13 protein-coding genes and 4 tRNA genes are annotated in these 12,030 nt (G+C 44.4%); 10 read left to right on the top strand and 7 right to left on the bottom strand.

Features of this window, described 5'->3' with window-relative positions; all coding sequences use genetic code 11:
- Window positions 1-82 precede the first annotated feature (82 nt).
- The 4 genes from MA2_RS02845 to lysM all read right to left on the bottom strand — a co-directional run bounded on the left by MA2_RS02845 (window position 83) and on the right by lysM (window position 2,070).
- On the bottom strand, window positions 83-481 hold the full coding sequence (locus MA2_RS02845; protein WP_245945312.1) for a hypothetical protein: 399 nt from the start codon (window positions 479-481) through the stop codon (window positions 83-85).
- 69 nt (window positions 482-550) lie between these two features.
- Entirely contained in the window at window positions 551-1,108 is a 558-nt protein-coding gene (locus MA2_RS02840) for a hypothetical protein (protein ID WP_067056251.1), read from the bottom strand.
- Between the two features lie 126 nt (window positions 1,109-1,234).
- Window positions 1,235-1,310: transfer RNA gene (locus MA2_RS02835), tRNA-Asn, on the bottom strand.
- A gap of 214 nt (window positions 1,311-1,524) precedes the next feature.
- Window positions 1,525-2,070: a peptidoglycan-binding protein LysM gene (gene lysM, locus MA2_RS02830; protein ID WP_067056249.1), complete on the bottom strand. Its 546-nt coding sequence runs from the start codon at window positions 2,068-2,070 to the stop codon at window positions 1,525-1,527.
- Between the two features lie 265 nt (window positions 2,071-2,335).
- Between lysM and MA2_RS02825 the strand changes: the two genes are divergently transcribed.
- Complete coding sequence (locus MA2_RS02825) at window positions 2,336-3,373, top strand: tetratricopeptide repeat protein (protein WP_067056246.1); 1,038 nt, start codon at window positions 2,336-2,338, stop codon at window positions 3,371-3,373.
- Here MA2_RS02825 and rnt read toward each other — a convergent pair.
- The 3 genes from rnt to MA2_RS02810 all read right to left on the bottom strand — a co-directional run bounded on the left by rnt (window position 3,370) and on the right by MA2_RS02810 (window position 5,601).
- Entirely contained in the window at window positions 3,370-4,116 is a 747-nt protein-coding gene (gene rnt, locus MA2_RS02820) for a ribonuclease T (RefSeq protein ID WP_067056613.1), read from the bottom strand. The genes MA2_RS02825 and rnt overlap by 4 nt on opposite strands.
- A gap of 52 nt (window positions 4,117-4,168) precedes the next feature.
- Window positions 4,169-5,269, bottom strand: a complete 1,101-nt coding sequence (gene pyrC, locus MA2_RS02815; protein ID WP_067056610.1) for a dihydroorotase — start codon at window positions 5,267-5,269, stop codon at window positions 4,169-4,171.
- Between the two features lie 256 nt (window positions 5,270-5,525).
- Window positions 5,526-5,601 (bottom strand) — tRNA-Asn (locus MA2_RS02810).
- 241 nt (window positions 5,602-5,842) lie between these two features.
- Here MA2_RS02810 and MA2_RS02805 point away from each other — a divergent pair.
- From MA2_RS02805 to cas6, 9 genes are all read left to right on the top strand, one after another.
- Window positions 5,843-6,334, top strand: coding sequence for an acyl-CoA thioesterase (locus MA2_RS02805; RefSeq protein ID WP_067056244.1), 492 nt, complete (start codon window positions 5,843-5,845; stop codon window positions 6,332-6,334).
- 133 nt (window positions 6,335-6,467) lie between these two features.
- Window positions 6,468-6,543 (top strand) — tRNA-Val (locus MA2_RS02800).
- A 44-nt stretch (window positions 6,544-6,587) separates the two neighbouring features.
- Window positions 6,588-6,664: transfer RNA gene (locus MA2_RS02795), tRNA-Asp, on the top strand.
- Between the two features lie 684 nt (window positions 6,665-7,348).
- Window positions 7,349-7,657, top strand: a complete 309-nt coding sequence (gene csx16, locus MA2_RS02790; RefSeq protein ID WP_067056241.1) for a CRISPR-associated protein Csx16 — start codon at window positions 7,349-7,351, stop codon at window positions 7,655-7,657.
- A gap of 306 nt (window positions 7,658-7,963) precedes the next feature.
- Window positions 7,964-8,383 (top strand): lecithin retinol acyltransferase family protein, encoded by a 420-nt coding sequence (locus MA2_RS02785; protein WP_158080613.1) that lies wholly within the window; start codon window positions 7,964-7,966, stop codon window positions 8,381-8,383.
- A gap of 101 nt (window positions 8,384-8,484) precedes the next feature.
- Window positions 8,485-8,982: a hypothetical protein gene (locus tag MA2_RS02780; RefSeq protein ID WP_067056236.1), complete on the top strand. Its 498-nt coding sequence runs from the start codon at window positions 8,485-8,487 to the stop codon at window positions 8,980-8,982.
- 52 nt (window positions 8,983-9,034) lie between these two features.
- Entirely contained in the window at window positions 9,035-9,592 is a 558-nt protein-coding gene (locus MA2_RS02775; protein ID WP_067056234.1) for a hypothetical protein, read from the top strand.
- 105 nt (window positions 9,593-9,697) lie between these two features.
- The gene (locus tag MA2_RS02770) at window positions 9,698-10,879 is read left to right on the top strand and encodes a Card1-like endonuclease domain-containing protein (RefSeq protein ID WP_067056231.1); all 1,182 of its coding nucleotides are present in this window, start codon (window positions 9,698-9,700) and stop codon (window positions 10,877-10,879) included.
- 4 nt (window positions 10,880-10,883) lie between these two features.
- Window positions 10,884-11,834 (top strand): CRISPR system precrRNA processing endoribonuclease RAMP protein Cas6, encoded by a 951-nt coding sequence (cas6, locus tag MA2_RS02765; protein WP_079352248.1) that lies wholly within the window; start codon window positions 10,884-10,886, stop codon window positions 11,832-11,834.
- The last annotated feature ends 196 nt before the right edge of the window (window positions 11,835-12,030 follow it).

Raw genomic sequence — 12,030 nt, 5'->3', positions numbered from 1 at the left:
AGATGCCGCCTAAAAGTAGATGCCGCCTAAAAAACGCCAGTGACACATCACGGGCGTTTTTTTAGCAATACAAAATTAACGCCTAAAGCTTATTGGGCGATATCAAATCCGCCAAATCCGTGGTGATCAAATCCGACATACCGGCCGATAAAGGCAGTGGCGGATTGGTATTGGTTGTGGCAGGGATTGCTGCTTCAGTGGTGGCATCAAGCTTGAGTGCTTCATTGATGATAGCCTCGCTGACCCCTTGACGTTTAAGTTTTTCCAAAAAACGGCGATCTTGCGCCAATGAGTAACCAACGTTTTCGGCATCCAACCCTTGACGAATATACAGCCGAATCAAGCCTTGAATACGCGGAAAACCATGCGCCTTAGCAACATCGGACAACAGCGCGTGCATTTCTTCGGTCAGTTTGATATGCAGCGGCACCATGACGGGCGCGGTTTTCTTGTGGCGGCTGCGGCTACGGTTATTGGGCATGAAGGTTCTCGCTAGATCACACAAAACGGGCATGATACTTGATTTGGTCTATTCTTGCCAAATCAGCCATCAGTGTGCATTATACACCTTGTCGGCGTTTAAATCGCTGGCGTTAAGATCATCAGCATCGGGCAGATCCAAAATCGCCTGCTCCCAAAACGCCTGCACCGCCGCGTCACTGGCATACACCTTTTGTACAATCGCCTCTGCAGGTGCGTGATTGACTTTTTTGACCAACTCCACCCACAACGGTGGCGTGCCGTACTCAAGCACCATATGAAATAGCGGTGATAAATCACGTTGGAGCAGCGATTGGTCCAGCATAAATGCGGCAAACACGCACGCTTCAGGCGACTTATCACGCAGCGCGCAAAATGCCATGCCATCAAGCAGGGCAGGTACAGTGATTTTAAACGCAGGCAGCAGCTGCATGGCAAAGCGTGCCGAATCAGGCAGCTGCACCAAGGCGATAAAATCATCAATCAGTTGCCCATAATACGCGCGGTCGGCATCAGACAGCTTGCCTTGTTGCTGCGCCTCAACCAAGCGCGCAATCCGCTCACGGTCAATCGTTTGTTGTAATTTAATAAACTGAGTTTGGGCAGGAGTAAAAGCGAGGTCAGCCATGGTAGGTTTGAATGGACGGGTTCAACGTAACGACAAAAAATACAAACATAAAAAAACCCATTCACGTGGAACGGGCAATGTATAGGTTTGATACGCTGAGCAAGCTAAGCTTAAATAAAGCTTGATTGGCTCCCCAACCTGGGCTCGAACCAGGGACACACGGATTAACAGTCCGATGCTCTACCGACTGAGCTATTGGGGAACAGTCGTATCAAGTGGTGCGTATGATACTGATCTTTGAGAGTGTAGTCAAGCCTTTTTTGAATTTTTTTTATTGGTTGGTCATTTTTGCTGATTTCACACGGTCTGCACCCACTATATCCAAAAAAACGCAAGCCAATAAAAAACCAGCGGCACTAAACCACTGGTTTTGACACTTTATGCTTTAATAATGTCTTGTAACCAAAGCACTGGTATTATTCAGGAATACGCAACACTTGACCTGGGTATATCTTGTTAGGATCGCTCAACAGTGGTTGGTTGGCTTCAAAGATTTTATTGTATTGGTTGGCATCGCCATACATTTCTTTGGCAATTTTTGATAGCGTGTCACCTGATTTGACGGTATACATGCGCGATTCAGCGGCAGGTTGAACAACAGACATGTTGTCTTGTACATGCTCAACGTGTTGTACGTTGCCAGCTGCCAAGATGGCTTTTTCGCGGTCAGCTTGGGTCGCTGCGGTACCGTTGATTGTCACGGTATCAGTATTGCCATCGTAGTTTACACTCAGTGCATCAACCTTAGCATATTGTTGAATGCGTTTGATCAATAGATTGGCGATTTCTTGTGGATTAGGCTCAGCAGGTGCACTCACTTGCACATTGGGTGCAGTATTTTGTGCCGATGGTGCAGCTTGGGTTTGCGCTTGGGGCTGTGTTTGATTGGCGGCTTGATCGTTGTCTTTATTGCGATGAAAGATTTTATCACCAACATCTTTGGCAAAGCTGAATAGTCCCATAATTGTGCTCCATTTTTGATCGATTTTGATTGATTCGTATCATTTAAACAAAGTAAATATTAAACAAATTAAATATTGATGTTTATTAAACGATATGAATTGCGCATAGCGTAACAAAAAACATGTGTATTGTCATGCACGTTTTGGCAGGTATTGGTTGTTGTTTGAGGCGATTTTGGTTAGTAATGGTTAGCAAATGTTGGCGATAAATGCTTTATAATGCCAAATATACCACGCAAACAATAACTCAGCTCATTTAACCAACATGAAACACGCACAAGCCCAGTCATCACTTCAGCCGTCAGACCATGCCATGCAGCACACGCAGCCGCGCCATGCGTTTTATAACCAAACTGCTGATAGGATGGCAAACCAGCCTGTGGTGGCGGATTTGGATAATCCGCTGATTGACCGTGATTTGTCGATGCCAAGACACCTTGTGTCACAAATAGCTGTGCCAAAAGCTGCGCCTGTCTATTATCGTCAATATGAATTACCCGATTTTTATCAGCCAGCCACAACCGAACGTATCAGCGCCACGTCATCGATTGTTACCAATACTGTCCGTGATGCCACGATTGACTCCGTGCTGCCGACAACTGTGCGCCCAATGCCACCTGCTACACCGTTCAATCCGCTTGCTCAGCCCAAAATGCTTAGTCAAGCTGATATCGAACACGCACTTGCCAATCCCAAAATTCATATCAATTTACTCAAGCAATCGCATTCTTTGATCGAAAATCGTGCTGCCGTACAAGATAGCCTAAGTGAATTGGCGCAAGATTTAGCCACAGGTATACTACCTGAAGACGGTAAGGATTATACCGCGTATCAAAACGCGGTCAGCGCATGGCAAGCACAGGCAGATGACTTACACGACCCACAAACCTATGCCACCATCAGCGACTATGCCGTGCAGGGGCTGCCCGATGCGTTGTTGCGTCAGGCATTGGTGATCTTTCGTGGTAATGCGCGGTTGGGTATCAAAGCCGATGCCCAACAAGCCTTTGTGCTGATTGAAACCGCCGCCAAACAAGGCGATATTCGCGCCGCCAAAGCATTGAGTAAATTGTATTTTGCAGGCGATGGGGTAACGCCTGACATGGCGCAGGGGCGGTTTTGGCTCACACAAGCGGCAGACGATGGGCATAAGGGAGCACAAGCGGTCTTAGCAAGCATGGCAGCAGCAGATGGGCTCAAACAAACCCAACAGGCGGATGACCAGTATTTACAGCGTCTGGCGATTGCCACCGCCGTGTTGGTGACGATTGCGCTGGTGGTGATTGTGTTCGTTAAGGTTTAAAAATCACGCGCGTCCGCTTGCGCTTCATCTGCTTGTGGCGTGTGGTCGTCATCCGCCGCGCTGTCTAGTGCAGACGCCAAACGCGGATAATGGTTTAAAATATAACAAAACAGTTCGGCGGTTTTTTTGGTGTCGTACAATGCTGAATGCGCCTCGCTACCGCTAAATGCGATACCTGCCGCTTGGCACGCGCGCGCCAACACTGTTTGCCCAAATGCCAACGCTGATAGCGTCACCGTATCAAACACTGAAAATGGATGAAACGGATTTTGGTTTTTGGTATGCGTGCGCTCAACCACCGCATTTAAAAAACCCAAATCAAAGTGTGCGTTGTGCCCAACCAAAATACATTTGGTACAACCTGATGCTTGGCGCACGTTTTTTAGGTGCTTAAACACACGGCGCATGGCAGCTTTTTCGTCTTCAGCAATGGCTTTACGCATCGGGCTGTGCGGATTGATGCCCGTAAACTGTAGAGCGCGTGGCTCAAGGTTAGCACCCTCAAACGGCTCAATGTGCGCATTTATCGCTTCGCCCAGATAAAACACGCCATGATCATCAAGTAAAATCGGCTGACAAGCGATTTCTAACAGTGCATCAGTTTGCGCATTAAAGCCTGCCGTTTCGACATCTACCACCACGGGCAAATAATGCCGAAAACGTTCGCTAATCGCCGTACCGATCGGGCGATTTGTGATGGCATGATCGGTTGGGGTAGATGGGTGGGGTACGGTATCAGTCATGGGTACATCAATCATTTGGCAGTCGTTGGGCGATTTAATGGTAGCAAAACCATCAGCCAGCCGTGGGCAAATTGGTTGTTTGTGGCGCGTCCGTTTGGACTTGCCAGTTCAAGGTTTGCCCTGCCAAAAGTGGCGTAAGGCTATGCCCATCCAAATACGGGTAACTTGTTGGCACTTGCCACGGTGTGCGCACCAACGTGATGGTATCGGTATTAACAGGTAAGCCATAGAACCGCGCACCGTACACGCCACAAAAACCTTCCAGTTTATCAAGCTTACCCATGCGCTCAAACGCCTCAGCATACAATGCCAACGCAAACGGTGCGGTATAGCAGCCCGCACAGCCGCAGGCGTTTTCTTTTGCATGGGTAGCATGTGGGGCAGAGTCAGTGCCCATAAAAAACTTAGGGTTGCCACTGGTTGCCACATCAAGTAGCACTTGCTGATGGCTTTGGCGTTTGAGCACAGGCAGGCAGTACAAATGCGGCTTGATACCGCCAACCAACAAATCATTGCGGTTCATCAACAGATGTTGTGGCGTGATCGTTGCCGCCACTTGCTTGCCTTGCGCCAGAACAAAATCTGCTGCATCACTGGTCGTGATATGCTCAAAGACAATTTTTAAAGCAGGAAATTTATTGATGATATTGATCAGCACATCATCGATAAAACGTTTTTCGCGGTCAAAAATATCAACATGCGCGTGCGTTACCTCACCATGTACCAACAGCGGCAACCCGACACTCTCCATTTTAGCCAGCACATCGGTACAGTGATCAATATTGGTCACACCTTCTGCTGAATTGGTTGTCGCGCCTGCAGGGTAGAGCTTGACCGCCTTAATCACGCCTGATGCCATCGCTGTGTCAATCTCACTGGGGCTGGTGTTGTCGGTCAAATACAGCGTCATCAACGGTTCAAAACATTGGCGCAAATCAGCAGGTACTTGCGCCAAAATCCGCTCGCGATACGCCAACGCTTGGGCAGTGGTGGTGACAGGTGGTACCAAATTGGGCATACAAATCGCCCGACGCACACTAGCCGCCGCATGCGGTACGGTGGTTGCCAATGCCGCGCCATCGCGCAGGTGCAAATGCCAATCATCGGGCGCGGTGATGGTCAAAGTTTGGACAGGGTGAGTCTCAGCGGACATCATGGTCTCCAAGTTCGCTGCAAATAGGCTAAGCGCGCATGTTGCCTAATTTTTTGGTCAGCAAATTTGTAATATTGGGCAACACCGTCGCAAAACGTGAGAATAATAACAAATTTATGCCAAAAAAAATATGGCAAAATGCCCGATTACCAGCCGCCTAACACACAACACGACAAAATATGTCGTTTAAATGGCAGACGATTAAAAACTGTATACGAAAAAAAACCCTTTTGTAAGGTACAAAAGGGTATTAAAATGGCTCCCCAACCTGGGCTCGAACCAGGGACACACGGATTAACAGTCCGATGCTCTACCGACTGAGCTATTGGGGAATAGTCGGTGTTTTGATGCAAGCTTTTAATTGCTTGTGCGTCAAAAGTGGAGCATATTTTAGCAAAAAATTTCAACCTGTCAAGCGTGTTTGATAAAAAAATGAAAAAAATATTGTCTCGTGTGTGGTGTAGGTGGTTGTCGTGACGATGACTGGTCTCTATAATGACTGATTTTGTGCCAGATATCGGCACACCAAACCAAGTTGAATAAACTGACTTTAAACCCAGTGAAGCCATACCTATGACCGCTACTGCCGAACAAACCAAATCACCCAGCGCGCCGCTGCCTTATCAGCTGACCATGTCGGTACTCATGACCCCTGAATACGCCAATTTTACGGGCAACGTCCATGGCGGTGACCTGCTCAAATTGCTTGACCAAGTGGCTTATGCTTGCGCCAGTCGCTACAGCGGTAGCTATGTGGTCACACTGTCGGTTGATCAGGTGACCTTTCGTGAGCCGATTCACGTGGGTGAGTTGGTCACGTTTTTGGCATCGGTGAATTATGTCGGGCGCACGTCGATGGAAATCGGCATTCGGGTGGTGGCAGAAGACATTCAAAGCCGTGCCGTACGTCATACCAACAGCTGCTATTTTACGATGGTTGCGGTGGATGACAAAGGCAAGCCCAAAGCCGTACCACCCTTACAGATCAATGATGACGTGCAAGCGCGCCGCCAGCAAGAGGGTCTAGAGCGCAAACAACGCCGTTTGCAGCACCAATCGCAATAACGCCAGCAGCGTGTGGGACAGTGCAAATTTTTTTAAAAATATAGCAAAAAACGTTTGACATTGATATAAAAGTCTATATAATGCGCACTCACCAAACGTCAAGTTAGCCGCACAATACACGGCTAGCCAGTGAGGGTGGTTAGCTCAGTTGGTAGAGCATCTGCCTTACAAGCAGAGGGTCAGCGGTTCGATCCCGTTACCACCCACCACATCATGCTTAGCGTGGTCGATTGCTTGATGTTAGACAGCTTTTGCAGCGGTAGTTCAGTTGGTTAGAATACCGGCCTGTCACGCCGGGGGTCGCGGGTTCGAGTCCCGTCCGCTGCGCCACTTCTTTTAGAAGTTTAAAACGACCAGTTTATACCTCAAATCTCCCCTGATTTGAGGTTTTTTTATCTTACAGGTTTGTATAAACTTTTGATTTTAAAAGTTTTCTATATTTTCTGATTATTCTATTACAGAAATTTGAAAATTAATTCTTATTGTTAAGTTGTAAGGTATTTGGACTTTTATCTTAAAGAAAAACTAACGTGACCAAACGCTTGTGACCAAAACGTGACCATTTTGTGACCGTAAATTTTGTTTTACGGAATACGTATCTGACGGTCGTTAGTTATGAAGGCTTCTCGGGTCACTCTATTCATAGAATACGATATGTGGCAGCGGTAGGTCTTTACCAAAGGGTAAAAGCTTTTGGCATTGTTTCCAACGCTCAATTTTAATTTTGCCCAGTTGTCTATACAAGGCATATTTTCTGTTGTAATCTTCAATAATGAAAAATGGACTATTTAAATCTATTTTTTCACCATTTTTAAAAACATACCAAATAAGGATATTAATAAAATCATTCCGTTTAGAAATGTTATCATTATGGGTATGTATTACATCCAGAAATAAAAAAGGACAAAATCCAGCGTTTTGTCCTTTTTTATTTCTGTAAGCTTACCGTTTCTGCAAAAAATCTAAAATCCGATACAATAAACGCCATCAAAACAACAACCTATCGGAGCCAACATGACCACCTATTTTATCACCCGCCATACTGGTGCATTACAATGGGCAACGGCTCACGATATTCATTTTGACGTTCACCTTGAGCACCTTTTATCGCTTGATAAACTGCAAGCAGGGGATGTCATCATCGGCACTTTGCCTATCAACCTGATTTACCAAATTAACCAACTTGGCGTGCGTTACTTGCATTTATCGTTGCAAATTCCGCCACACCTGCGTGGCGTGGAATTGGATGTCGAGCAACTCAAAGCCTGCCAAGCCACGCTCGAAGAATTTGCCGTGACCAAAGTTAGTGATATTGAGATATAGCAATGACCAAAAATATAAGCTTATATTTTCAGATTGATAAGTCACTTTAACCTAAACTAACACTATCGAATTCAATACCAACTCAAGGAAAATCATGATGATTTACCCAAAATGCAACTCTCCTAACACCCGCCTGTCCCACTAATCCAATCATTTGGATTTACCTCGTTTAACGTTGTTTTTCGAAATAACGTTTTGAATCTTTTGCGTTAACTTCACGGTGTCTATGACATTGCCATTGTCTTTGTCTAAGCATAGGCGTTGATTAACGTAATTATCCAATTCATTTTCTATGAGGTAATGACCATGACACATTTCGCTATCGGCTCACATCTTAAAGTTGCTCGTTTGGGTTATAGTCATCATGGGGTATACCTTGGTAATGGTATGGTCATTCACTATGCTGGCTTGTGTGAAGGGCTCAAATCTGCCCCTGTGGAGGTGACCACATTAGCGGTATTTCAAGGCAAAGCCAAAAAAATCGAGGTAGTGAGCTATGCTGGTATCAAATGCTTTTCACCCGATGAAATCATCAAACGTGCCATGAGCCGACTTGGCGAAAATAAATACCATCTTATCACCAACAACTGCGAGCATTTTGCCAGTTGGTGTATTACAGGGATTGCAGAAAGCCAGCAAGTCAAAAAAGCGGTGAAAATATTGGGCAGTCTAGCGGGCATGATGATAATGCCGGGACTGTCGGTGCGGGCGAGAGCATTTTTATAGCTTACTCAATCGTATTGCATCATAAGCTTATAAAACCTGTATGAAGACCCGTTATTTCTTATTATACGCTCAATAAACACATCAAATCTTGGAGAATTTTTATGGCAAATCCTATCGCTATTGTTAGTCAAACCGCAGCCTTAACCGTGTTAAAAGAAGGCATTAACCTTTGTCAGAGTATCTTGGTGTATCGTCAGCAAGCTCAGCAAATTGAACTGGCTCGTGAGCAAATGCACGCCCATGCCAATTTGCAAATGGCAGAAATTGAACGTCAATTTGCCAAGGATATGGCGTTGCTCGATACCATGAGTCGTGGTTTTGGTATTACCCTAAAGCAAATCAGCAAACAGTCTAAAGACAAAGCCAAACTTATCAAAAGTGTGGAACAACAAATCATGATGACGCTACAAACGATTGCCTCACCCACAACGCCCAATGATATCCGTGTCCGGCTCAATCAAGCCTTGCAGATGATGATAACGCTACAATCGGCGTTAATTAATGATTTTATTGGACAAAATGACAGTGCGGTCAATGCCTTTGCAATTCTTGCTGATAGTTTGCGGACATCGCCCCGCACATTCACCGATGTGCGGTAAATGAATGTCGCTTACATGTTATTCGCTTTTTATTAATTGTTGGAGAAGGTTTATGTACTGGTTATTAGGCGTGGCAGCGGTTGGCGTAGTGGCTTGGTTAAGTAGTGAGGAAAATAACGCTCGTAATGATTATTATGCCAAAAGTGACCGTCTGGCAAAAGAAACCCAAGCACGCCAACAAGAACTAAAAACCTTGCGAGCCAATCGAGCATTGGCAAAGGATTATTACCAACATATCGAGCTACATCATGCATCTGTACAAACGGCAAACGCGTGCTATAAGCTCTACGAAGACCATAAAAAGTTGTTCAAGATGATAGCCAATCGTGAAAAATTACTGGGCGAACAAATCGGCAAACTCAAACAACAACGTGACTTGGTGACAGGCACAGAAAAACAGGCGATTCGTGAACAACTAACCCAAACACGTGACTTTTTGGCACAGGCGAAATCTCAGCGACAAGCACTTTTTAACGAAAAAAGCCGTTTGCTTGAGCAACTGCGCACGATTAATCAGCAGACACGAGACCTAAAGATTTATATCGGACAACATTGTGGGCAAAAGGGTCGAGATTGGTATGCACGAATTGAACAAAGAAAAACGATGTAAAACCATGCAACACCATATTTTTTCTTGTCAAATCAAAGAACAGTCGGCAAAATACGGGGCTATCTTTTGTATTAATGCAAGCTAACTCGCTAAATGTGAGCACTTATGAAAACACTTTTTGTTACTGCCACTGCCCAAACCCTTGCCAACTATCATACCATTTGGCATCTTGCCAATCACAAAACTGATATTGAACAGATTGTCATTATCAGCACTGAGTTTAGTCGCAAGAAGAACTTCGTTAAACATCTGACTGATTTATTACAGAATAACCAACAATTTCAGCACTCTTTTGTTATCCAAGAACTGTTTTTACCCAATGGCATTGAAGAAAATGACGTGTTCGCCATCAAGTCTTGTATTCAAGATTGGCTACAACACAATAAGCCAAAAAGCGTTATTTTTAACGTCACAGGTGGTACTAAACTTATTTCTATCGCTCAAGACCAAATTGCACAAGAATATCCAAATAATATTGAGTGTTTATATCAAAATATGCAAGGTGAAATAGTTTGGTATGCTCGCAACAACCCCGATTTAAGGGTATTTAAAATAGACCGTCCCAGTGAGATTGAGATTTACATGAATGCCTATGGCTATCAAAAAGTTGCCAAACAAACAAATCTCAATAAACTGCCTGCTAGACAACTGGAATACGCCTTAAAAATCTTGACTTATCTGCAAAATGATTTTGATAAAGCTAGTCGCTTTATCTCATTTCTTAATGCGTGCTGTGCCAGTCATACGACGAATGATTATCCCTATACAGTCAAAATTGAACCCCGTCATTTAAAATTTTATCAAAATTGGCTCATCGATTTAAGTCAATTGTCAGAGCCTTTTATGGTTTATGATGACCAGACACAACAACTCACTCTTGATAATGAAGACGATTTAACATTTATCATGGGTAATTGGTTTGAAGTGTTGACAGGCTATCAGTATCTTATGGCGCATTTGCAACAGGGCATGAAACTAGAAATTCATGCCAGTGTCGATTATACCTTTAACGAATCGCCCAATGAGATTGATATTGCTTTTGTCAAAGGCGGTTACTTTCACTATGTGGAATGCAAAACGGTTAAATGGAAAGACGATACTACCACAGTGAATCGTAATGTATCGCATTTGGACTCAACAGGTGAAGTGGCTGGTATTGGGTCAAAAAAGACGCTGGTATCATTATACCCATTACCACATAAAGCAAAAATTAACGCCCAAAATAAAGATATTTATATCATTGAGGGAAAACAAATATTAGATTTGAACCAATACTTGGTCGATTGATATAGTGAACATCGCCACCTTTCATCTTACTGTACGACAGCGAGATACGCTTCAGCTACCCGAACACCCCGGCTCGATGCTTCGGGGGGCGTTCGGTCATGCGTTAAGAGAATTAGCTTGTATCACCGACTTGCCCGACTGCAAACAATGCCCGCTTAACCAAACCTGTCAATATACGCGCATTTTTGAAACTCAGCTCATCCAAACCCATCAAAACAGCCAGCAATCCAGCAATCCTTATATTATCAAACTGCCCAATAGCCGGATTCGTACCATTCATGCGACGCAGACTTGGACGTTTGGCGTGACGCTATTGGGGCAAGCTATCGACAACTATACGTTGGTATTAAAAGCGTGGCAACAAGCGATCGAGTTAGGCTTTGATAATGGCTCACATCGCGCCTGTGGCGAGTTAATAAAAGTGAGCAATCAAACGCAAACGGTTTTTTTGGCTAACTCATCTGAGCATCAATTGAATATGCCTAATGAACAAATTCGGCGAATCGTTAATATTGACCCGATAGAGAACTTATCCAAAGTCACCCTGCATTTTTTAAGCCCGTTTCGGGTGCAACATCAAGGTAAAGTCGCTTTTTCTCCCAATCAGTTTGAGCCAAAAAACTTGCTGATTAGCCTATTTAACCGCATTAAACAATGTAATGAACAGCATGACCCCAACCACCAATGGCAATCTATCTACACCAACTTTGCCGAATATCTTGCAGATATCGAAAAAATTACCATGGACGTGGAGGTTAGTTCGGTAAAGGTGAAACGTAATTCTAGCCGGCAAAATCGCAAAATTGAATTATTTGGTTTGATTGGCGATATCTCACTTACCGCTGATACCGACACGCTAAACCGCCTGCTACCGCTACTATGGCTTGGGCAGTATCTGCATGTGGGAAAAAATACCACGCTTGGCTTGGGACAGTACCAATTACAGCTTCGATAGTGATATCAAATCAACAATACCATAAGCTTATAGAATAAAAAAAAGTCTATCAAATCGTGTGTAATAGCTTCATCCAATCAATGATGAGGAAGTTATTATGAACATGATTTTTGCTAACACCGTTGTTTCAAATACGCTTGCTAGCCTTGCTTCTTCAAATCTCATTTCCTCAAATCTAGCTTCTTCAACCACTCAC

The sequence above is a fragment of the Moraxella atlantae NBRC 14588 genome (assembly GCF_001591265.1).
In the GTDB taxonomy this organism is placed as follows: Bacteria; Pseudomonadota; Gammaproteobacteria; order Pseudomonadales; family Moraxellaceae; genus Faucicola; species Faucicola atlantae.
The sequence above is the reverse complement of the archived record's forward strand: the minus strand, read 5'-3'. Positions and strand labels throughout refer to the sequence as shown.

What these genes read in the sequence shown, in the direction of transcription:
- MA2_RS02845 (WP_245945312.1), bottom strand. Translation starts at nt 481, where the DNA reads ATGCCCAATAACCGTAGCCGCAGCCGCCACAAGAAAACCGCGCCCGTC.
- MA2_RS02840 (WP_067056251.1), bottom strand. Translation starts at nt 1,108, where the DNA reads ATGGCTGACCTCGCTTTTACTCCTGCCCAAACTCAGTTTATTAAATTA.
- lysM (WP_067056249.1), bottom strand. Translation starts at nt 2,070, where the DNA reads ATGGGACTATTCAGCTTTGCCAAAGATGTTGGTGATAAAATCTTTCAT.
- MA2_RS02825 (WP_067056246.1), top strand. Translation starts at nt 2,336, where the DNA reads ATGAAACACGCACAAGCCCAGTCATCACTTCAGCCGTCAGACCATGCC.
- rnt (WP_067056613.1), bottom strand. Translation starts at nt 4,116, where the DNA reads ATGACTGATACCGTACCCCACCCATCTACCCCAACCGATCATGCCATC.
- pyrC (WP_067056610.1), bottom strand. Translation starts at nt 5,269, where the DNA reads ATGTCCGCTGAGACTCACCCTGTCCAAACTTTGACCATCACCGCGCCC.
- MA2_RS02805 (WP_067056244.1), top strand. Translation starts at nt 5,843, where the DNA reads ATGACCGCTACTGCCGAACAAACCAAATCACCCAGCGCGCCGCTGCCT.
- csx16 (WP_067056241.1), top strand. Translation starts at nt 7,349, where the DNA reads ATGACCACCTATTTTATCACCCGCCATACTGGTGCATTACAATGGGCA.
- MA2_RS02785 (WP_158080613.1), top strand. Translation starts at nt 7,964, where the DNA reads ATGACACATTTCGCTATCGGCTCACATCTTAAAGTTGCTCGTTTGGGT.
- MA2_RS02780 (WP_067056236.1), top strand. Translation starts at nt 8,485, where the DNA reads ATGGCAAATCCTATCGCTATTGTTAGTCAAACCGCAGCCTTAACCGTG.
- MA2_RS02775 (WP_067056234.1), top strand. Translation starts at nt 9,035, where the DNA reads ATGTACTGGTTATTAGGCGTGGCAGCGGTTGGCGTAGTGGCTTGGTTA.
- MA2_RS02770 (WP_067056231.1), top strand. Translation starts at nt 9,698, where the DNA reads ATGAAAACACTTTTTGTTACTGCCACTGCCCAAACCCTTGCCAACTAT.